At 42.0% G+C, this 22,590-nt stretch carries 18 protein-coding genes and 1 pseudogene; 13 read left to right on the top strand and 6 right to left on the bottom strand.

From position 1 onward, the window contains the following. The first annotated feature begins 72 nt into the window (after nucleotides 1–72). Nucleotides 73–468 carry a 50S ribosomal protein L21 gene (rplU, locus tag NWP21_RS16840; protein WP_280793568.1) on the top strand — a complete coding sequence of 132 codons (396 nt, stop codon included), beginning with the start codon at nucleotides 73–75 and terminating at the stop codon, nucleotides 466–468. 27 nt (nucleotides 469–495) lie between these two features. Continuing rightward, nucleotides 496–777: a 50S ribosomal protein L27 gene (gene rpmA / locus NWP21_RS16835; RefSeq protein WP_271730906.1), complete on the top strand. Its 282-nt coding sequence runs from the start codon at nucleotides 496–498 to the stop codon at nucleotides 775–777. A gap of 37 nt (nucleotides 778–814) precedes the next feature. Here rpmA and NWP21_RS16830 read toward each other — a convergent pair whose 3' ends face one another. Then, complete coding sequence (locus NWP21_RS16830) at nucleotides 815–1,279, bottom strand: hypothetical protein (RefSeq protein WP_280793567.1); 465 nt, start codon at nucleotides 1,277–1,279, stop codon at nucleotides 815–817. Nucleotides 1,280–1,450: 171 nt separating this feature from the next. On the opposite strand from NWP21_RS16830, the pseudogene NWP21_RS16825 reads away from it, so the two are divergent. From NWP21_RS16825 to cruG, 4 genes and pseudogenes are all read left to right on the top strand, one after another. After that, nucleotides 1,451–1,838: pseudogene (locus NWP21_RS16825) on the top strand (IS630 transposase-related protein); the annotation flags it as partial. Nucleotides 1,839–2,005: 167 nt separating this feature from the next. Then, nucleotides 2,006–2,410 carry a transposase gene (locus NWP21_RS16820; protein ID WP_280793566.1) on the top strand — a complete coding sequence of 135 codons (405 nt, stop codon included), beginning with the start codon at nucleotides 2,006–2,008 and terminating at the stop codon, nucleotides 2,408–2,410. 564 nt (nucleotides 2,411–2,974) lie between these two features. Next, complete coding sequence (gene cruF, locus NWP21_RS16815; protein ID WP_280793565.1) at nucleotides 2,975–3,883, top strand: gamma-carotene 1'-hydroxylase CruF; 909 nt, start codon at nucleotides 2,975–2,977, stop codon at nucleotides 3,881–3,883. Between the two features lie 98 nt (nucleotides 3,884–3,981). After that, nucleotides 3,982–5,148 (top strand): 2'-O-glycosyltransferase CruG, encoded by a 1,167-nt coding sequence (gene cruG, locus NWP21_RS16810; protein ID WP_280793595.1) that lies wholly within the window; start codon nucleotides 3,982–3,984, stop codon nucleotides 5,146–5,148. A gap of 8 nt (nucleotides 5,149–5,156) precedes the next feature. On the opposite strand, the gene rnhA is transcribed toward cruG, so the two are convergent. Next, entirely contained in the window at nucleotides 5,157–6,068 is a 912-nt protein-coding gene (gene rnhA, locus NWP21_RS16805) for a ribonuclease HI (RefSeq protein ID WP_280793564.1), read from the bottom strand. Nucleotides 6,069–6,282: 214 nt separating this feature from the next. Here rnhA and NWP21_RS16800 point away from each other — a divergent pair, with 214 nt between their 5' ends. The 6 genes from NWP21_RS16800 to NWP21_RS16775 all read left to right on the top strand — a co-directional run bounded on the left by NWP21_RS16800 (nucleotide 6,283) and on the right by NWP21_RS16775 (nucleotide 12,763). Next, nucleotides 6,283–7,254 (top strand): ABC transporter ATP-binding protein, encoded by a 972-nt coding sequence (locus NWP21_RS16800; RefSeq protein WP_280793563.1) that lies wholly within the window; start codon nucleotides 6,283–6,285, stop codon nucleotides 7,252–7,254. A 9-nt stretch (nucleotides 7,255–7,263) separates the two neighbouring features. Then, complete coding sequence (locus NWP21_RS16795) at nucleotides 7,264–8,076, top strand: ABC transporter permease (protein ID WP_280793562.1); 813 nt, start codon at nucleotides 7,264–7,266, stop codon at nucleotides 8,074–8,076. 32 nt (nucleotides 8,077–8,108) lie between these two features. Further along, nucleotides 8,109–9,677 carry a Gldg family protein gene (locus NWP21_RS16790; protein ID WP_280793561.1) on the top strand — a complete coding sequence of 523 codons (1,569 nt, stop codon included), beginning with the start codon at nucleotides 8,109–8,111 and terminating at the stop codon, nucleotides 9,675–9,677. Nucleotides 9,678–9,686: 9 nt separating this feature from the next. Then, a complete protein-coding gene (locus NWP21_RS16785) occupies nucleotides 9,687–10,298 on the top strand; it encodes a DUF4340 domain-containing protein (RefSeq protein ID WP_280793560.1) in 612 nt (203 codons plus the stop codon). Nucleotides 10,299–10,352: 54 nt separating this feature from the next. Next, on the top strand, nucleotides 10,353–11,207 hold the full coding sequence (gene purU / locus NWP21_RS16780) for a formyltetrahydrofolate deformylase (protein WP_280793559.1): 855 nt from the start codon (nucleotides 10,353–10,355) through the stop codon (nucleotides 11,205–11,207). A 1,100-nt stretch (nucleotides 11,208–12,307) separates the two neighbouring features. After that, a complete protein-coding gene (locus NWP21_RS16775) occupies nucleotides 12,308–12,763 on the top strand; it encodes a WYL domain-containing protein (protein ID WP_280793558.1) in 456 nt (151 codons plus the stop codon). Nucleotides 12,764–13,010: 247 nt separating this feature from the next. Here the strand turns inward: NWP21_RS16775 and NWP21_RS16770 are convergent, their stop codons facing one another. Together NWP21_RS16770 and NWP21_RS16765 are read right to left on the bottom strand one after the other, a co-directional pair. Then, nucleotides 13,011–14,558: an ATP-binding protein gene (locus NWP21_RS16770; protein ID WP_280793557.1), complete on the bottom strand. Its 1,548-nt coding sequence runs from the start codon at nucleotides 14,556–14,558 to the stop codon at nucleotides 13,011–13,013. Next, nucleotides 14,551–14,676, bottom strand: a complete 126-nt coding sequence (locus tag NWP21_RS16765) for a hypothetical protein (RefSeq protein WP_280793556.1) — start codon at nucleotides 14,674–14,676, stop codon at nucleotides 14,551–14,553. The genes NWP21_RS16770 and NWP21_RS16765 overlap by 8 nt, the downstream gene beginning before the upstream one ends. 1,097 nt (nucleotides 14,677–15,773) lie before the next feature. On the opposite strand from NWP21_RS16765, the gene NWP21_RS16760 reads away from it, so the two are divergent. After that, nucleotides 15,774–20,444 (top strand): SBBP repeat-containing protein, encoded by a 4,671-nt coding sequence (locus tag NWP21_RS16760; RefSeq protein WP_280793555.1) that lies wholly within the window; start codon nucleotides 15,774–15,776, stop codon nucleotides 20,442–20,444. 250 nt (nucleotides 20,445–20,694) lie between these two features. Here the strand turns inward: NWP21_RS16760 and NWP21_RS16755 are convergent, their stop codons facing one another. Beyond that, the gene (locus NWP21_RS16755; RefSeq protein ID WP_280793554.1) at nucleotides 20,695–22,245 is read right to left on the bottom strand and encodes an ATP-binding protein; all 1,551 of its coding nucleotides are present in this window, start codon (nucleotides 22,243–22,245) and stop codon (nucleotides 20,695–20,697) included. Between the two features lie 54 nt (nucleotides 22,246–22,299). Continuing rightward, a complete protein-coding gene (locus tag NWP21_RS16750; RefSeq protein ID WP_280793553.1) occupies nucleotides 22,300–22,428 on the bottom strand; it encodes a hypothetical protein in 129 nt (42 codons plus the stop codon). Nucleotides 22,429–22,590: the final 162 nt, after the last annotated feature.

The raw sequence follows: 22,590 nt of genomic DNA, 5'->3' as shown, positions 1-22,590 counted from the left end.
CACAAAAGCTAGCAACAGCGAGCGATCGCCTTTAAAGCCAGCTACCTGTACGGCAACTTCAAGGACAATTTCATGACCTACGCAATTATTGAAACTGGCGGCAAGCAACTAAAAGTTGAACCTGGTCGCTTTTACGATATTGAACTGCTCCATATCGAAGCCGACGAAAAAGTTACAATAGATTCAGTATTACTAGTGCAGCATGACGGCGAAGTCACCATAGGACAGCCGTTAGTAACAGGGGCGACGGTAGAAGGAACAATTCTCAGGAATCTGAGAGGCCGCAAAGTCATAGTTTATAAAATGAAGCCGAAAAAGAAAACCCGCAAAAAACGCGGACATCGGCAAGAAATTACTAGACTGATGATTGATTCCATCACCCTGAATGGTGCGGTATTTACTGCTCCAGAAGAGGTATCAGCCGATACGAATACTGATAATTCCCCTGTAGAAGCTGTAGCTGAATAATAAAGAAAGAAAACACAAGAGGTAATTATGGCTCATAAGAAAGGAACAGGTAGTACTCGTAACGGACGCGACTCTAATGCTCAACGCTTGGGAGTCAAGCGCTACGGTGGTCAAACCGTACTAGCGGGAAACATTCTCGTACGTCAACGGGGAACCAAATTTCACCCCGGTAACAATGTTGGTATTGGTAGCGATGACACCTTGTTTGCCTTAATTGATGGTTTAGTAGCCTTTGAGAGAAAAGGTAAAGCCCGCAAAAAAGTTAGTGTTTATCCAGTTGCAACCCCAGGGGAGACAGCTACAGTTTAGATGTGCTTGGGTGGGTAATCCCCACCCTCTCCAACCACTACACATACCCTGAAGATACCAAGTATAGTAAGTGACCGCAACCTAAACCCCCTAATGAAAAGAGCAAGATAATTAAAAAAGCTTGTAATTGTGTGAAACCAGCGGTTTGACAGTCAATTCTCGCCAAGATACCCGCACAAATAATCAGCAACATATCCAGAAATATACCGAACCAAGCTAGCATCATAAAAAACAATAAAGCGCCTAGAGTGGCAACAGTAAAAGACCTGAGATTTGAGCTAACTAATAGACTAGAATATTTTGAGATTACCGACACAGAAACAGTTAAGCTCGCCACTAAAACTAAAATAGCTAATATAAGTAATATCCACAGATAAAGAGGGGCATTATTATCTGATAACACCCAACCCAATGTACTGTAACTCAGTGAGACGAGTACTAAAGAAATCCAAGGTAGTGTTTTCAAACTAACATTCAATCTAAGACGGGTTGGCCTAGCCATTATAGAATGATTAATTCGGTGATTAAATCCATACAAACATCCTTGAATTTGCTCGTTCCAGTCGTTATGTTCTCCAGTGCGATATCCGCAAATATAGCAACCGCCAAGGTAATTTAAGCATAAACTATAAGTAGTCCCTTTTCATGTGAAGCGATCGCTTGCTACAGGTATATGCCCAAGCCTTACAGTTACGACCTTCGTCAAAAAGTAATCCAAGGGATTGAACTCGATGGCTTGAAGAAAACTCAAGCCAGTCAAATGTTTAATATTAGTCGCAACACCATCACCCTATGGTTGAAGCGAAAAACCGATGGGAAAAATTTCGTGAGTTCGCTTCGGTACATGGCGATAAAACCCAAGTAGAGATGGCCTGACTTTGGCCTGAAGAAATTAGCGATCGCACAATCTCAAGAGCTTTGAAAAAAATTGGTTTTAGGCGAAAAAAAACACTTATGGCTACCGTGAGCGCGATGAGGTCAAACGACAGGCTTTCGTAACGCAGTTGTCTAAGTTACCTGTGGAGAAGATTGTATACCTCGATGAGTCAGGAATGGACAACCCATTGAAAAATGTTGGTCTTGGTTAAAAAGTCGAATCCGCACGAGATGCGATTGAGGATGTCTTGCTTTTTGGGTTTTAACCTCCTTGGCGGTTGCTATATAGCGGTTCCCAGTCTAATGAGGTACACTGATTAAGATAAGGCTGTCCATCTACTTAATGGTAAAAATGAAAGCATATTCTCTCGACTTTCGCCAAAAAATATTTGATACATACTTGGAAAGTGGAATATCACAACGTCAATTAGCAAAAAGATTCTGTGTAAGTTTAAGTTTTGTGGAGAAATTACTAAAGCAATATAGAGAAACACAAAGTATTGCTCCTAAACGGAGGATAAAACAAACTCCTACAAAGCTAAATTCTCAACAACTTAATATTCTCCAAGAAATAGTTGAAGCCAAGAATGATGCCACCTTGGGAGAAATTCGCTTAATTCTTCAAGAAAGAACAGGAATAACAATTGGTATATCTACAGTAGACCGGATGTTACAGAAGATGGAAATTAGCCTAAAAAAAAACATTGCACGCCTCAGAAAAAGAGACCCAAAGAGTAGTAGCCTAGTTGAAAATTAAATTGACAAACCTATACACTTATCTACAAACCTATAAGTGTATTTATGTTTAAACCTCATGAGTTGGCAAAGAAAATTGGGGTGTCAGTCAAGACATTACAACGATGGGATATTTATAATTGGTTTACCCATTGTTGTTACTGTACCTCACTAGACTGACAAAGGCTATAAGATAAAAACAGATTTTTATTCAGAAGATCATGCAAGCATACAAACTCAAAGTAAAAATTGATTCATCTAATTGAGGAATTAACCAACTTTCCTTGACTGACTTAAACAACTAAGGGGTTTGAGATTGAAAATCAATCTTTGCTTTGTATTGCTTGATCTGTTCGTGAATCGCGTGTTGGTCGTCACCAGTGAGCAAAACAATCATCCTCTCACCCGCCATGATTGCCGTAATTGGCTGCTAACAGTATAAGTTCAATAGGTTATGATGCACTTACTCAGAAAAATTAACAACTTCCAGGGGAATAATGGTACAAACTAGTTAAATATTTGCGTAAATATTTGTAAACTATTAACAGCCCAGCAGCCACACGTCACATCTTGTTAAGGACTGATCATGAAACAACTTGTAATCGCGGAGCGCGTAGGCCTAATTGGCCACATCGTGTCAATGGTCTTTGGATTGGTAGGCATACTAATAGTAGTGCCGAATGCCGAAGTAATTTTCCATTTCTCTGAAATTGGACAAACTGCCATGCAGTGGAGTATGGCTGGAGGTGGTGTAGTCTATATGATCTTGGGAACCGCAGCTGTATTTTTGTATGGTTTGCGCACCTTAGGGTTAGGGAGAATTTTGGCATTTATGCTGCCAGCAATATTGATTTCCCTGACCAGTGAACTACTGGGAACCAGTACAGGATTTCCTTTCGGTCACTATAGCTATTTGAGCGGCTTGGGCTATAAAATTTCTGGTTTAGTGCCCTTCACAATTCCCCTATCATGGTTTTATTTGGGATGCGTTTCTTACCTACTAGCCCGTGCTGGGTTAGAAGTGGACACAAAACCCAGTTGGTGGCGACATATTGTTGCTATTGCTTTAGGTTCCTTGCTGTTGACTTCCTGGGATTTTGTGCTTGATCCTGCCATGAGCCAAACTTCTCTACCCTTCTGGTATTGGCATCAACCGGGGGCTTTCTTTGGAATGCCTTATCAAAACTTTGCGGGTTGGTGGGGTACTGGTGCGGTGTTTATGACCGTCTCCGCCTTACTATGGAAAAACAACCCCATCAAATTTGAGCGATCGCAGCTGAATTTACCCTTAGTAGTATATTTAGCCAACTTTGGCTTTGCTACAGTCATGAGTTTAGCGGCGGGATTCTCCATCCCGGTAGTATTGGGCTGTTTCCTAGGAGTAGGTCCAGCGCTAGCACTGTGGTTAAAAGGGTCAGCAGTATCTAACCAAACTGATACCCAATCAACCACCAACCAAATTTCAGTGGCAAACATCGAAGTTGCCTTGAAATAAAATTAGGGGACAGGAAGACTACCGAAGACAAGGAAAAACTCATGTCTCCTGCCCAATTTTTTGTGTAATCACCATTTTCATTGCTAGATATTTTTATTGTGGAAAACGCTTTAACAGTAGAAAGCGTCATAACTTTTCTATTGCTACTTATTCAAATACCAGCAACGGCGATTTTACTTTCCCGTCTGTTGAAGGGGCCAAGAAGGTATCCCCCCATTACACCCCAACAGCCAACACCGGAACTTCTCGGTAGTGTGAGCGTTGTAGTTCCCACCCTTAACGAAGCCCTGCGTATTAGTCCGCTGTTATCTGGCTTAAGCCGCCAAAGTTACGAAGTGCGGGAAATTATTGTCGTAGATAGTAATTCCCAAGATGGAACCCCGGATTTAGTGAAAACTGCACAGCAGCAAGATCCGCGCTTTCGGTTAATCACAGATGACCCCTTACCGCCTAATTGGGTGGGTCGTCCCTGGGCTTTACATAACGGATTTTTGTATAGTTCCGAAGCAAGTGAGTGGTTTCTGGGGATGGATGCTGATACCCAACCACATCCGGGACTAGTTGCTAGTTTGGTGAAAACTGCAGAAGCCCAGGGATATGATTTAATTTCCCTCTCACCCCAGTTCATTCTCAAGTATCCCGGTGAATGCTGGCTGCAACCGGCATTATTAATGACTTTGCTTTATCGCTTCGACCCGGCGGGAATTACCACGACCCAGCCGGAAAGGGTGATGGCTAATGGTCAATGCTTTTTGTGTCGCCGTGCTGTTTTGGCTGCCGTCAGTGGTTATACTAGTGCTAGTAGTTCTTTTTGTGATGATGTTACCTTGGCGCGACATATTGCACAGCAAGGGTTTAAAGTGGGCTTCCTGGATGGCTCCCGGGTGCTGAAAGTGCGGATGTATGAGGGAGCAAGGGAAACTTGGAAGGAATGGGGTCGCAGTCTGGATTTAAAAGACGCATCTCTACCTGGTCAAGTGTGGGGTGATTTATGGTTACTCTTTGCAGTGCAAGGTTTACCTCTGTTGCTTGTCTCTACTTGCTTGTTAGTTTCCTCCCCACCCCTCTTATTGGGGTTAAATATATTTCTGTTGGTCATCCGTTTTGCTCTGGTTTTTGCGATCGCACCTTCTTACGACCGCAAAACTGCTCAAGGTGGTTGGTTATTTTGGCTTTCTCCCTTAGCTGACCCTCTAGCTGTATTGCGAATCTTCCTCTCAGCATTGCGCACCCCCAGGGAATGGCGGGGGAGGAAGTATAACTGATTGCTTAGTTATATTTCATTTTCCGTTTCTAGGCGATCGCCTCGTTCTAACTCCCAGAGAATTTGATTTCCTTCTCGTCTGACCCGTGACACAATCCAGTTGCGCCAGCGCCACTCGTCTCCCCGACTGGTGACGGCGCTGGCGTGGACATCCATCAAGTCTGCTAGTTCGGAACTGGTAATTAAATAGCCTTTTTCGGCAATCTCGTCAGCTATACGCAGAGTCTCCACCAAGTTTCTCAGTTGTTTGACCCTTGTTGTCGATAGTTGTTCTTCATTTGTGGCCGCATCTGTTACAGTGGATGGTTCCATGGCATTTATATCTGACATAAAAGTACTGTGTTCTTGTGTACTTTTGTGAACTATTGTAGATTTAGATTCATAACAGGCTACCTTTTCCCAGTCGCCTTCACCTAAAGAATGTAAAGATTTATAGGAATCAGTAGGAGATAGTTCTTGTAGAGATGGGATTTGACCGCTGGCAAATGAGCGAGCAATCACATCACAGCGCTCGTTACCTATGTTACCAGAATGCCCGCGCACGTGCTGCCAATTTATTTGTGGAGTATTCAGTTGATCGAGAATTTCTAATAGGTCTTGGTTTTGGACGGGTTTACCATCAGCCTTTTTCCAGCCTTTTTTTTTCCATCCTGGTAACCACTTGGTGATACAGTTAATCAGATATTCACTATCGGTATACAGGATAATGGGTTCACTTTGTCGATATTCATGGAAGAATTTTAAAGCTGAGATCGCCGCTGTCATCTCCATCTTATTATTAGTCGTATAATTGGCAACATCACCCATTTCATGAACTGCGCCATCAGTGAAATAAGCTACTACACCCCAACCCCCAGGACCAGGGTTACCAGTGCAAGCGCCATCGGTGTATATAGTTTGAATTTTGCGTTGGTTGGACATAGTGCGGATTTGATAAAGTATACAACCTTACCCCCAACCCCTCTCCTGAGCAAGGAGAAGGGAGAATTTGATATAGGTCAGAAGCGAGGTGAGGTGAGAAACCTTTTGTTGTATGTTACTTAATTTCCAGTCCCAGTACCTGAGATGAGGACAATTCCCCAAGTGATCTAAGATTGTTGGGTATTCTCTATTTTATTTTCTTGCGAGCAGAACGATGATTGAAGTCGAACATCTGTGTAAAACTTACGGTTCTACCCCAGCTATTGATGATGTTACCTTTAGGGTTGAACCTGGGGAAATTTTAGGATTTCTCGGCCCCAATGGTGCGGGTAAAACTACAACCATGCGGATTTTAGCGGGTTATTTACCAGCTACCAAGGGTAAAGCCGCAATTGCTGGCTTTGATGTTCATGAAAATTCCCTCGCAGTTCGCCAACGCATTGGTTATTTACCGGAAACACCGCCGTTATATCCAGAAATGACCGTGGAGGGATTCTTAGATTTTGTCGCCAGAATTAAAGGTGTTCCCCCGGGCGATCGCCCCCAGAAGGTAACAGCAGCGATTAAACGCTGTAACTTAGAAGATAAGCGCCAAGTAATTATCCGCAAACTATCTAAAGGATACCGCCAAAGAGTCGGTATTGCTCAGGCGATCGTCCACGACCCACCAGCAATTATTTTAGATGAACCCACTGTGGGACTTGACCCCCGACAAATTATTGAAGTCCGCAATTTAATTAAAAGTCTCGCTGGTACTCACACCATTATTCTGTCTACCCACATTTTGCCGGAGGTGAGTATGACTTGTAGCCGTGTCGCTATTATCAACGGGGGTAAAATTGTGGCCACGAATACACCAGAAAACCTGATGACCCAGTTATCAGGTGGGTCAGCATATGAAATAGAAATTGAGGGAGATGGTGATTTAGCAACACAAACTTTGCAAAATATCCCCGGTGTAAGTCTGGTAGAATCTGTTTCTAGTAATCATCCATGTGATGACAACCGCGCTCACTTGCGGGTAATTTCCCAACCTGGAATGGAAGCGGGAAAAGATATTGCTGCAACATTGGTCACTGCGGGTTGGGGATTACATGAAATGCGACGTGTTAGCGCTACCCTAGAAGATGTATTTTTGCAATTGACTACAGCAGAAAAAAATCTAGATTCAGATTCACCAAACTAAGGAGCTTTAATGGGTATAGTGCTGAGTAATATTATTGCTATTTATCGCCGAGAGTTACAGAGTTATTTTATCTCTCCCTTTGCCTATGCGATCGCCAGTGTATTTTGGTTGATAGCGGGGTTATTCTTTGTAACAATTTTAGTAGGGCCTGATGGGATTTTACCAACTGTTGCCCAAGTAGACCTCCAAGGACAACAGCTAAATATACCAATCCCACCTATAGATGTCCCCTATGAATTTATCCGTGCATTCCTGGATAGATTGGGGTGGTTGCTGTTATTTATTTTACCTACACTTTCTATGGGATTGTATGGGTCAGAACGCAAGCTGGGTACTTTGGAACTGTTAGCCACCTCACCAGTGACTAACTGGGCGGTAGCAGTAGGTAAATTATTAGGTGTACTCACATTCTTTACCACCCTGATTGTACCCTTATTTATCTTGCAGGCGATCGCCATCAGTGCATCTAACCCACCTATGTCGCCCACAATTACCTTACTAGGGAATTTGGGCTTAATCTTACTAGCTGCGGCAATATTATCATTAGGAATGTTTATTTCCTCCCTGACCGACAGCACTATTTTATCTGCTGTCCTCACCTTCGCGGTAATTTTATTATTATTGTTTGTTGATGTGATTGCTAAGGGGATCGGTGGAACTATGGGAGAAATACTAGGTCATTTCTCATTATTAAAACATTACAATACCCTGATTCAAGGTATTTTCGATAGCAGCGCCGTGATTTTATTCAGTAGTTATATATTCTTGGGTATTTTTCTCACGGCCCAGTCAATTGATGCACTGCGCTTTGGGCGGCGGTAATTAGGGAAACAATGACTAATCAGTAATTACAAATGAAAATTATCAAAAAAAACCAACCGGTAAAATACTTATTTTTTTTAGGATTATTTTTACTTGCTGTCGGGTTAACATCTGGAATAGTAGGGGAAACCTGGGGAATCATCCCCCTGATATTCCTGATTGCAGGAACTATTACCCTTAGTTTGTGGATAGTATTGCAAACTCAGCAATATCAATGGTGGAATAGTCGTTCCACTCAAGCAGGTGCTAATGCTCTGATTGTCATTGTAGCTGTATTCGCAATTGTGGGGTTACTTAACTTTTTGGGCACTCGTTATTACCTGCGTCAAGACTTAACAGAAACCCAATTATTTAGCCTAGCACCTCAATCTCAAGAATTAGTCAGGAGGTTAGAAAAACCAGTTAAAGTATGGATATTTGATGTTAACAGAAATCCCCTAGACAAGGAACTACTAGAAAACTATCGGCGAGAAAGTTCCAAGTTTGAATTTGAGTATTTAGACCCCCAAGCTAGACCAACTCTAGCAAATAAATTTGGTGTTCAAGATTATGGGGAAGTGTACCTAGAATCGGGAGATAACCGCCAATTAGTCCAAAAACTAAATATCAATGAACGGTTGTCAGAAATTAGATTAACAAATCGTCTGCAACAAGTTAACAGTATAAGCACAACTCCAGTTTACTTTGTGCAAGGTCATGGCGAACATTCCTTAACATCAGGTCAAGGGGGAATTTCACAAGCTATTCAGGGATTAAGCAATATAAATTATAGTGGTTCACCACTGAATTTAGGAGAAAAATCTCAAGTTCCAAAAGATGTATCTGTTGTAGTCGTAGCTGGTGCTAAACGAGAATTATTTGATAGGGAAGTCAAGGCCCTACAAGATTATCTGAATGGCGGTGGAAATGTCCTATTAATGATTGACCCCAATACTAAGACTAATCTTGAGGGTTTACTTAAAGAATGGGGTGTTATTTTAGACAACCGTTTAGCTGTGGATGTTTCCGGATCTGCGGTAGGACTAGGCCCAGCTGTTCCGATTGTCACTGATTATGGACAACATCCTATTACACAAGAGTTTGGTAATGGTATTTCCTTTTATCGATTAGCAAGACCTTTAGAAATTAACCCTGTAGCTGGAATTAAATCAACTATTTTACTACAAACTAAACCCTATCCTGACAGTTGGGCTGAAAGCGACCAGGAAAGCGAAAAATTAGAGTTTAACCCCGAAACAGATATCCCCGGACCTCTGACTTTAGGTGTGGCTTTGACTAAAACAATACCAACCACACCCACTGAAGGGGAAGAAAAACCCCCAGCACGGAGGATGGAATCCCGGTTAGTAGTGATTGGAGATTCGGAATTTGCTACTGATGGCTTATTTGAACAGCAACTAAATGGGGATGTGTTTCTTAACTCGGTGACTTGGTTAAGTCAACAGGACCAACAACCCCTTTCTATTCGTCCGAAGGAACCCAGAAACCGCCGGATTAACTTGAGCGTTTTCCAAGCTAATCTGTTAGCACTCTCATCTTTGTTACTATTACCATTATTGGGGTTGGTAACGGCGGCTATTATTTGGTGGAAGCGGAGATAATCAAGACATATGAAATTACCACGCACAACTTTAGTTTTAATGTTTCTGGCTCTGGGTTTGGGTGGTTTTGTCTATTTCTATGAAATTAAAGGTACAACGCAGGGAGAACAATTACAGGCGCAAAAGCAGCAAATTTTTACCTTTACACGAGATGATATAGAATCTTTGACCATTCAGAAACAAGATGTCACCGTCAGTTTAGAACGCCACACCCCATCAACACAACCGCAATGGTTGTTAACATCTCCTTCCATCGAACCAGCTAATGATGCGATCGTTGCTTACTTAACGAATTTATTAGTTAATGGTGAAAGCGATCGCACATTAGAAGTTACACCTAATGAATTAGAGGAATTTGGTTTTAGTCAACCCTTGGCCAGGATTAATATTAAGTTGAAAAACCAGAAGACACACCAACTAATTTTAGGTGACCCTGACTTTAAGAGTCGTTTTTTATATGCTCAAACTGAGGATAATCAAGAAGAAAATGGTAAGATAAATGTCATACTTGTGTCCACAGATTTTCAAAATGCTGTAAATCGGGAACTTTCAGAATGGCAAGAACCAAAATATAATAGTGAGGCTCAAACAAACTCAGAAGATGAACTTATTAAAAATTAGGCGATCGCCACATTAAAAAAGCAGCGACAGAAAAATTAAACATCAACCTAGTACATGACCCAACCCACGGCCACTTTACTTATTTCCTGTCCTGACCAAAGAGGACTAGTTGCGAAATTTGCCAACTTTATCTATGCTAATGGTGGTAATATTATCCATGCAGACCAACATACAGACTTTTCGGCTGGATTATTTCTGACCCGGATAGAATGGCAGTTGGAGGGATTTAATTTACCACGAGACCTGATTGGCCCTGCATTTAATGCGATCGCTCAACCTTTAAATGCTAAATGGCAATTACATTTTTCTGATACTATACCACGTATTGCTATATGGGTGAGTCGGCAAGACCATTGTTTATTTGATTTAATTTGGCGACAAAGAGCTAAGGAGTTCGCTGCTGAGGTTCCCTTAATTATTAGTAACCATGGTCAACTTAAGGAAGTAGCAGAGCAATTTGGTATTGATTTTTATCACATTCCTATTACTAAAGATAATAAGGCGGAACAGGAAGCCCAACAGCTAGAACTACTACAGAAATATAAGATTGATTTGGTAGTTTTAGCTAAATATATGCAGATTGTTAGTGCTGATTTTGTGGCTGGGTTTCCCCAAATTATCAATATTCATCATTCATTTTTACCGGCTTTTGTGGGTGCAAATCCCTATCACCGAGCTTTTGAACGTGGGGTAAAAATTATTGGTGCTACTGCTCACTATGCTACACCTGATTTGGATGCGGGTCCGATTATTGAGCAGGATGTGGTGCGAGTTAGTCACCGGGATGAGGTTGAGGATTTAATTAGGAAGGGTAAAGATTTAGAAAGGGTGGTTTTAGCTAGAGCGGTACGGTTACATCTGCAAAATCGGGTGTTGGTCTATTCTAATAGGACGGTGGTATTTGAGTGATGATTATTGGTTGAGGGTTGACGGTTGACGGTTGAGGGTTGACTGTTGACGGTTGATGGTTGACTGTTGACTGTTGACTGTTGACTGTTGACTGTTGACTGTTGACTGTTGACGGTTGACGGTTGAGGGTTGACGGTTGACGGTTGACGGTTGAGGGTTGAGGGTTGACTGTTGAGGGTTGAGGGTAAAGTTAAAGGTTTTAATCCGGTGAAGGGGATTGATTAATTTGAAAGTATTGTTTGAGACTATTGTTAATATTTATACAATTGGTTTTAATCTGGGGAAGGGGATGATTGGTTTGAAGGTATAAATATTTACTGCTAATAGTGTCGGTTTGAACAGGTTTTAATGGTGGGAATTGGTGTGAAAATGAGGGGAAAATATATCAGAGTGAAGGTGAAAATGGGTAATTTTAATTTTGCGAAGGGGATGATTAATTTGAAAGCAGAATGATAAGTGAGCGCATACTTGCACTGTTTTTGTTTCAATTTTGCGAAGGGGATGATTAATTTGGATGTATAAATATTTACTGAAAATAACGCCGGTTTGAACAGGTTTTAATCGCGGAAATTAGTGTGAAAATAAAGTGAAAATATATCAGAATGAAGGTGAAAATGAAGAATTTTAACTCATTTTAATTCTCTGAAGGGGGTTGATTAATTTGACAGCTATATTTACAAAAATTAATGTTAAGATTTGTTAAGTTTGAATCTCGCGAAGGGGATTGATTAATTTAAAAATTATGTTTACAAAAATTGATATATTGATTAATTTGACAGCTATATTTACAAAAATTAATATTAAGATTTGTTAAGTTTGAATCCTGGGAAGGGAATGATTAATTTAAAAGTAGGGCGATGGCCTAGCGTTCTGCTCGTTCTCTTTTAAGGTTTCAATCCCGCGAACAGGATTCATTAATTTGAAAGTCTGCGTTGCGTTCAGTTTCCCCCGTCTCTGCGTGTTTCAATCCCGCGAACGGGATTCATTAATTTGAAAGTAATGCAGATTTGCGATCGCGTGCGAAAGATTTGCGTTTCAATCCCGCGAACGGGATTCATTAATTTGAAAGTTGGCTGAAAAAGAAATGCAAAAAATAGATAGTGACGGTTTCAATCCCGCGAAATGATGGTATTCTCTACCTATTTGCGTTTATACCTGATTGGCGTTCTTACCGATTTGACTATTGGCCGAATATTGACCAAAATCTGATTTTTCGGTTAGATAAGATTATGAATATTGGTCCTGCATCTACTACTCATTGGCTATCCTGCGACTTTCCCACGTTAAAAATTCGCTATCGTACCAGCGGACAATTATCTAATTATCAACCCCGACGCAAAGATGAAGAAATTGTTTACCGTGACCCTGATGGGAAATACTCTGACATTGAAGCCACTATAGATTATTGGTTTTGGTTTCGTCAGCGTATTTTGAAATATGGGGTAAATGCTGAGATTTTAACCCCCCAGAATTTAGCTGATGAGGTTAAACAGGAGTATCAAAAAATCTGGGAAAAATTATCAGCACACCGGCGGGTTTTGAATTTCTCCAGCTAGAAAAGGTATTTCCTCTATATTCAAGATTTTGTTGAGGGTTGACGGGTCAGGCTTTTTAAGAGCTACGACAACCGGGAGCCTGGGGTTAGAAACCCCTGTCTGATAGCTAAAGTCGGATAAATCCGACTGGGTGTTAAATATAACTTTATCAATAGGGTTAACAATCATTATCAGACGGGTAATTTATTCCCCGGCTAATGGCTGTTGACGGTTGACTGTTGACGGTTGACTGGGATAGATTACCCAGCTATCCCCTAATTACTGTGATATTTCTCCCTTGGGGACTCTGGGCTATTTCCGTGGTGGTGCGATCGCTGATGGGGGGTAAGTTGGGGCGACGGTCAAATATGATTAACCATCCTGTATCTAAATTTAAACCTGATAAATATTTATCTAATTGTATTAATCCTTTGGGTAAGGGGTCGGCTTTACCCTGTTTCCATACCTTTAATTCCATCCCTAAGACTACATCCCCATAACGCAGACATATATCCATCCTCCCGGAGCCGATGGCGTATTCCCGCTCTAAACTACCACCACCATTAACGACACGGTGTAAAAATGCCATTAATACTAAGTGGGGAGCTATTTCTGGGTAGGGGGTGCTTTTAAATAATGGTTCTCCGTGTTGTCGCCAAAAGTCTAGAAACGATTCTAACAATGCTATTGCATCGAGTTTGCCAGTAGGTGTTAACCAGGTGGGTTGAACAGATGTTAAGGAAGCAATTGTGACATTGGCTAAAGTTTTGGGGAATACCTCTCTATAGATAGGATTAGCAATTTCCAGACCACCACCCCTATCCCGTTTACATAAACCTAAATCTAGGACATAGCGTAAATCATCATCAGGAACATTGCCTAACTCTTCCCCAGCTAACATGGGTTGAATAATTGCCTTAACTCTATCTTCGCGCAGTCGCTCTGCTAAACTATCTAAGTGGGTGTCTTGTCTTTGAATTAAGATATCTTTGGCTTGATTGATTAAGTCTACTGTGATGGGGATATTCACATCTTCTGCTAAATACTCTGTAACTTCCTTAGCTAAAGCATTAACTAACCAAGGTTGACCCTGGGTTAAATAGTAGGCGTGATTAATGGCTTCGGGGGTAAATATTTGTCCTGTGGCTTGGGTGTGTTGTTCATACAGACTTTTTACCTCTTTTAAGGTGAAATTACTTAAAGTCAGAGATCGCACCTTGATATTAAAAGGGCTAGAAGTATTTAACCTATCACTACCGCCAGAAGCTACTTTATAATCACGTACATCCCGCATCCCAATTAAGGCTACACATTGGGGGAAACCTTGGGGGCGATTGGGATAACCGGAGCGTAATTGGCGCAATACAGAAATTAAGGTTTTATCACTTAAGGCATCAATTTCATCTAAGAATACTACCAGGGGGAGGGGAGATTCAGCCGCCCAAGTACTTAAAAATGTACCAAGGGAGCCAGTACCCACTTCTGGCCATGTAGTGGGCTGTAGGTTAGCTGGTAGGCGAAATTTAACCGACTGTTTCCACTCATCTAAAATTGCTCTTTCAGCAGTACCCGGCTCATGGGGGAATACTGCACCCACTTCTAAGGATAGTAAGACGGCGGTATATTTACCACTGGCTGTTAATTCCTGTGCTAAGGTCAACATGGCAGTAGTTTTACCTGTTTGTCTGGGTGCATGGATGACAAAGTAATTCTCTTGCTCAATCAGGCGTTTTAATTGGGGTAACCGTTCACTGGTGGGTAGGGTATAGTGGATATTTGGCTTACAAGGCCCTGCGGTGTTAAACCATTTAGTCATAAAAGTTTAGGTATAGGTTGATTTGATTATAACTGTGATGACTGTTGACTGTTGACTGACAAAACGCCAGTGCGATCGCTACGCACTGCTTAAAGCGATCGCTTTTATTCGTGACCAATGTCCCCGACTTCTCACCATCAATTTTTATAGCAGTCGGGGATATTGCGATCGCCTCTGATCACCTGTGAGCACCTGGATAATCTCCCCGACTTCTGACCACAAATGGGGTGAACAGCGATCGCCCAGAGCCAACGCCTACCATAGGGGTTAAAAACCCCTGTCTGATAGCGATAGCGTGGCGTTAGCCATAGTCGGATAAATCCGACTAAGTGTTAATTCTCACATAATATAGTTTAATCATTAACTAGAATATTCTAGGTAACCCACTAGTCCACCGAAGTGGGCTTTAACTATGAGACTCTTAATTTATTCCCTGGCTTCCTAAAAAATCTATCTTTAGATAGATGACAAAATTACCTAAATAGTATCATTGGTACAACAAGATAAAAAAATGCACTTTTAAAGTAAAGGTAAGTTAATTGTGGTATTTTTAGATTGTGATTGAATCAATATTTAAAGCCAGGGGGAAGGATGTTTTAAAATTTATAAACGCTGTATCCAATAGGGGTTTACCTCAAGCCAACTATCCTATAGGAAGGAGAGGGAACTTTATTTTTTAGAGGATGTTTTAAAAGTCTCTCATGATGTATCAAATATTTTCAGATCCCCCTAAATCAACCTTTTCAAGGAGGACTTTAAAGAATTTAGCCCCCCTTTTTAAGGGGGGTTGGGGGGATAAATCAGTGTCATTGATGACAATAAAAAACTTTTGAAACAACCTCTTAGCTTTCGTGTTCCCTACACTTACCCGTTGAAAAGTTATCAAACAACCCGTGAGTATATTGTGCCAGTCACGAGTATTCACCAATATTAAAAATTTATATATCCAGTTGGGGGACTTTTTAGCTTGCACTTCCAAGCTGAGTGCAAACTTTAGCAGTGTTTCTCTAGTCAGCCTCAGTTACAAGCCGAGTTTTTTAGTTATCTATGGCGCAATGTTGATTATAAGTAACTTAAACTAGTCTGGTGTTCCCAAAAGATTTGGGAAGCGTTGTTAAAGGATTATGGAATACCAGATTTATTCACAGCATACGGGTAATTGTTCAGAGAATATTTAAAGCTTTTGGGATTAACAGTATAAGGTGAGGGGGAATTATGGCGCGGATAGAATGGATAAGATTGTTAGGAAGCAGTGATTGGGACTCTGCCCATGCCTTAACCACGGGGGTGGATGGCTCTATCTACGTTGCTGGTTATACTGGTGGCAACCTAGATGGGCAAATTAATCGTGGGCGGGATGATATCTTTATTACCAAGTACAACCCCGATGGCACTAAGGCATGGACAAGGCTTTTAGGAACTAGTGGTTGGGACTATGCCAGTGCCCTGACGACAGGGTTGGATGGGTCTGTCTACGTTGCTGGTAGAACCGATGGCAACCTAGATGGGCAAACTAATAGTGGGGATCGTGATGCCTTTATCACCAAGTACAACCCCGATGGCACTAGGGCATGGACAAAACTGTTGGGAACTGGTGGTTGGGACTCAGCCTCTGCCCTGACGACAGGGTTGGATGGCTCTGTCTATGTTGCTGGTCATACTGATGGCAACCTAGATGGGGAAACTAATAGTGGGTCAAATGATGCCTTCATCACTAAGTATAACCCCGATGCCACTAAGGCATGGACACGACTGTTAGGAACTAGTAGTAGGGACGAAGCCCGTGCCCTGACCACGGGGTTGGATGGCTCTGTCTATGTTGCTGGTCATACTGATGGCAACCTAGATGGGGAAACTAATAGTGGGTCAAATGATGCCTTTATCACCAAGTACAACCCCGATGGCACTAAGGTATGGACAAGACTGTTAGGAACTAGTAGTGATGACTCTGCCCGTGCCCTGACCATAGGGTTGGATGGCTCTGTCTATGTTGCTGGTGAGACCCAAGGTAACCTAGATGGGCAAACTAATAATGGAGGAACTGATGCCTTCATCACTAAGTATAACCCCGATGGCACTAAGGTATGGACAAAACTGTTGGGAACTGGTGGTTGGGACTCAGCCTCTGCCCTGACCACAGGGTTGGATGGCTCTGTCTATGTTGCTGGTACGACCAATGGCAACCTAGATGGGCAAATTAATAGTGGGTCAAATGATGCCTTTGTTACTAAATACAAGCCTGATGGTACTAAAGAATGGACAAAGCTTTTGGGAAATAGTCGTAATGACTTTGCTAATGCCCTGACCACAGGGATTGATGGCTCTGTATATGTTGGCGGTTGGACTATAAGTTTGCAAACGAATTATGAGAGTTCGTATGTTCCTTTTTTAGGTTTTCCACTATTATCGTTGTTGAGTACTTATGTTCCTGTGTATACCCAGGTATCTAATACCCAGGTATCTAATACTTTTATTACCAAACTTTCACATAGTGAGACTGTTAGAGACGTTGGCACTTTAGTCCGCTGGATAGAAAGAACAGGGACTCTAAACCCAGGAGAAGTTCGTTACTATCGATTTGACCTCCCTACTTTGCCAGGACAACCAGGGAAATATCAACCTTTAACCACTTCTGATGGAAACTTTCATCCTTTCGAGCTGAATATTAACTACTGGGACGATGATTCAGACTTTGATATTGGTTTTAGTCTTTTAGATGCTAATCGAAATCCAATATCAGTATCTGGGTTTAACGACCAAAACGTTGTTAGCCCCTTTCAGCCTGGGACGTATTACTACCAAATTACCGCTCCTGAAAATTCACAGAAACCCATAACTTATCGGTGGAATACTGCATTAACAGGTATTGGTGCGCTTGTAATCGATGATCGTAGGCATATTCCGGTAACAAAACCCATAGCCATCAGAAGTTTCGAGAATAATCCCTTAAATTTTGAGAATGGGATTTGGCTTATTTCCCATGGCTGGAATGGAAAGCCAGATGACCCAAACTTTACCGAATTAGCAAAAGAAGTTAATAGACAGGGCTATCAAGCTTTACTGATAGATTGGAGTGTTCCAGCGGCATTTCCTAGTAGTGCTATTCTTCCCGGACAAGCCGCGGTTTGGATTCAAGATGTTGCTACATTTGCTGCCGATGCTCTTGGAATTGTGTGGGACATCACAGCATCTGACCTTAATTTGATTGGTCATAGTTTAGGCTCCTACCTATCCGCTGAGATTGGTGGAATTTTTGCTGGTATTACATCCGGTGGGAGGGAAGGGGATGATAGACCTGTTCAAAAGGATGGGACGACTCGCATCAACCGTCTGATTGCCCTAGATCCAGCAGCCTCAGTCAACTTTAACTTTAGTTATGACATTTCTAATAATGATGGTGCAGCAAGCACTAAACCTTATGATTTTCGTGAGGTTGCGAATTTTTCTAGAGCTTTTTGGGGAGGCATAAGTATAACTAGAGGAGACGGAACAGGAAATCAAAACAGAGCAGCCACTGCTCATGAAAGTTTTCAAGTTAGATTTGATCAGATGGGGGCTGTACAAAATCATAGTAATATAACAAGAGTATATACTGAACTGATTAGTTCAACTAACAATAAAATCGATCAAAAATTTTCACTAGATGATAGCCAACGAATTGAAACTGTAGCTATCGGTGGTATTCCCTTATTTCTCGAAGAAAATGCCTACAATGACAGTGACGAGGGAATTCTTTATGTTCGAGATAATGGAAGAACATCATATAAATTAGAATTTCAATCATTTTATGGACTACCAGGTACAATTATCATTAGGCCAGAAGAGGGTTATTTTCAGCGGGTCAGGAGGAAAATAGCCATTGATGGCTATATTGATAATGCAATTCTTTTCTTAGACGTCAATGGAAATCGTCAATTGGATGATAATGAAGCTTCATCCTCATCAATTTCTGCTGAGTTTCCCCCATTATTGTTTGATGAGACTCAACTTGCAGCTTTAGTGAATGCAACTGCGCTACCGACATTAGTGCTGTTGAGTAATCAAAATACTATTGACCTTGCAACGGGCTTAAATTTTCAGACTTTATTAACTGCGCCCAGTAACGCGACGGTTGTCACTCCTCTTACAACGATAGTCGCCAAGCTTCAAAAAGCCGGGAGTTCAATAGAGGAAGCTGAAACTGGGGTCAAAACCTTCTTTAGAATTGATGCCAATATTGACCTACTTAGCTACGATTCAATACAGAGGGCAGGTCAAGGGGATACCCTAGCTATGAGAGTTTATGCAGGGGATGCCAGTGTACAAAATGCGGTTACCCAAATTGTCAATTTTCTCAAGGGTGCTTCGGGGCAGTCTTTAGCCCAGTTGAGCCTGTTTGCATTTGATGCGATCGCCCAGCAACTAACAAACGCAGATTTCTCCCTGACCCAAGCCAATTCCCTCGCTCACCTGATCACCGCAACAGCTAGCTTGGCTGAGATAGAATTGTCTCCTGAGCAAATCCAGGTGCTTGATCAAGTAGCCACTATTATTGCTGCTGGTCAACAGCAGATTGCAGCTCTGAACAGTCTTGACCCTGTAACCTTTTTGCAAGAGACTGTCCGCATTCAGCGGATCTCTCAAGGGGAAGTGGCGATCGCTCTACAAGGAGTAGGACAAAACCCTACAACCATTGACGCTGTGTTAACTCAACATACTGGAGTCAACTTGGAAGCCCAAATTGCCACAGCTCAAATTGCGAACCTCTTTCGTCCAGTTTTTGTCAACCCTACAGCAATCTTCTCTACTGCTAAAAACACGACCACAGTGGGAACAATCGAAGCAGCCATAGACCATGATCCCGAAGACATACTCACCTACAGCCTGTCGGGGGTAGATGCTGATAAATTCGACTTTAATCCCATAACTCGTGTTTTGAACTTCAAAACAGCCCCCGACTTTGAAACTCCAGGTAGTGAAGCAGTCGCCAACACCTATGGCGTGACGATAACTGCCACAGACACCGCTGGCTTAATGGCTACCCAGACAGTTATCGTTAATGTTACCGACATCAACAATAATGATTCACCACCAGCGGGGAGCGATCGCCAACAAATCACATCATTAGACAATTTAACTGCTGCTGCTGGCGGTAACGTATCTATTCCCCTGTTCTATAATACCTCCACAGGTGATAATACTCTGACTGGTATTAGTCTACGGCTGCATTATAACTCTAATGAACTCAACTTCCAAAATGCAGACAACCTGTTCAATAACAATCTATTCGTACCCCCAGGAGACCAAGCTGATAGTAGTGACTTTGATAACGACCCCAATACTGACAAATTTATCGAATTTGGGTATGCTGACTTCTTCGGTAACTGGCCTAACCAACCCCTACCCTTAAAATTAGGAGACTTTAACTTTACCACCAGTAGGGATTTTGAAGGAACTCAACTTAATGTGACTTCCGATAATTTAGCCCCTGGTTATAGCCTAGAAAGCGATTCCATTTTTGTCGGGAAGCAAGCATGGAATCTAGATATTGATGGGGATGGTCGAATCAATGCACTTTCCGATGGGATTATGATAGTGCGTTATCTGTTTGGTTCTAATGCTTTCCCCGGTGAGAAATTAATTGAAGGTGCGATATCGCCTAATGCTACCCGCAACCTGGCAGAGATTCAAGCCTACTTACAAAAAGGAGTAGACGACAAACACCTAGATATTGATGGGGATGGTCGAATCAATGCACTTTCCGATGGGATTATGATAGTGCGCCATCTGTTTGGTTCTAATGCTTTCCCCGGTGAGAAATTAATTGAAGGTGCGATATCGCCTGATGCTACCAGGGATTTAACCCAGATACAAGCACATTTAACTCAGTTCAGCACCGTAATATAGATGACTGTTGACCGTTACTTATATCCCCGACTTCTGACTATAATCTTGTCCGGTAGTGATAAATTTTGGTAGAAGTCGGGGATATTGCCCAGCACAGTCAACACCCGCAGTCAACACCCACAGCAGCCAACCAGGGGTGAGAAACCCCTGTCACACAGATCCCCGACTTCTGGACAAGTTATATGAGATTATGCCAATTATTTAAGAAGTCGGGGAGCTTACCCCCAGTCAACAGTCAACAAATCCAAACCTATCCGCGAATAACTGTAATATTTCTGCCTTGAGGACTCAGGGCTATTTCGGTGGTGGTGCGATCGCTGATGGGGGGTAAGTTGGGGCGACGGTCAAATATGATTAACCATCCTGTATCTAGATTCAATCCTGATAAATATTTATCTAATTGTATCAAGCCTTTGGGTAAGGGGTCTGCTTTACCCTGTTTCCATACTTTTAATTCCATCCCTAAGACCACATCCCCATACCTTAAACATATATCCATTCTCCCGGAGCCTATGGCGTATTCCCGCTCTAAGCTACCGCCACCATTAACGACACGGTGTAAAAATGCCATTAATACTAAGTGGGGAGCTATTTCTGGGTAGGGAGTGCTTTTAAATAATGGTTCTCCGTGTTGTCGCCAAAAGTCTAGAAACGATTCTAACAATGCTATGGCATCGAGTTTGCCAGTGGGTGTTAACCAGGTGGGTTGAACAGATGTTAAGGAAGCAATTGTGACATTGGCTAAAGTTTTAGGAAAAACTTCTCTGTAAATAGGATTAGCAATTTCCAGACCACCACCCCTATCCCGTTTACATAAACCTAAATCTAGGACATAGCGTAAATCATCATCAGGAACATTGCCTAGTTCGTCACCGGCTAACATGGGTTGAATAATTGCCTTAACTCTATCTTCGCGCAGTCGCTCTGCTAAACTATCTAGATGGGTGTCTTGCCTTTGAATTAAGATATCTTTGGCTTGATTGATTAAGTCTACTGTGATGGAGATATTTACGTCTTCTGCTAAGTATTCTGTAACTTCCTTAGCTAAAGCATTGACTAACCAAGGTTGACCCTGGGTTAAATAGTAGGCTTGGTTAATAGCTTCGGGTGTAAAGATTTGCCCCGTGTCTGCGGTGTGTTGTGCGTATAAGCTTTTAACATCTTCTAATGTGAAATTACTTAAAGTCAGTGAGCGCACCTTAATATTAAAGGGGCTAGAGGTATTTAACCTATCAGTACCACCAGAAGCTACCTTATAATCACGTACATCCCGCATCCCGATTAACGCCACACATTGAGGGAAGCTCTGGGGGCGACGGGGAAAACCATCCCTTAACTGTCTTAATACATTAATTAAAGTTTGATTTTGCAGGGAGTCAATTTCATCAATAAACACCACTAGGGGGCGCTTAGAAGTTTCTGCCCAGGATTTGAGGAAAGAGCCAATACGTTGAGGTGGATTACCATTAGTTAAGAAAGGTGGTTGTAATTCTGTTGGTAGCCAACAGTCAATAGCATCTTGCCAAGCATCTAAAATTCTTGTTTCTGCCAGTTCCGGCTGATTGGGAAAGGCAGAGCCTACCTCTACAGATACCATGACAGCAGTATATTTACCACTGGCTGTTAATTCCTGTGCTAGGGTGAGCATGGCAGTGGTTTTACCGGTTTGTCTGGGTGCATGGATGACAAAGTAATTCTGTTGGTCAATCAGGCGTTTTAATTGGGGTAATCGTTCGGTGGTGGGTAGGGTATAGTGGATATCTGGCTTACAAGGGCCTGCGGTGTTAAACCATTTAGTCATAAAAGTTTAGGTTGACTGTTGACTGTTGACGGTTGACTGGGATAGATTACCCAGCTATCCCCTAATTACTGTGATATTTCTCCCTTGGGGACTCTGGGCTATTTCGGTGGTGGTGCGATCGCTGATGGGGGGTAAGTTGGGGCGACGGTCAAATATGATTAACCATCCTGTATCTAGATTCAATCTTGATAAATATTTATCTAATTTAGGACTTACGCATTGACAAAAAACATGATCTATGATGGCTAGATCATGCGATCGCTATTAAGATTAGCAAAAATATGCTCACGGACAACAGAAGTAAATAGATTCCTCTGTACTTCATACCAATTGCTAATTATATTT

This window comes from Anabaenopsis sp. FSS-46, assembly GCF_029891665.1.
GTDB lineage: Bacteria > Cyanobacteriota > Cyanobacteriia > Cyanobacteriales > Nostocaceae > Anabaenopsis > Anabaenopsis arnoldii.
This window is presented reverse-complemented; position numbering and strand designations above follow the sequence as displayed.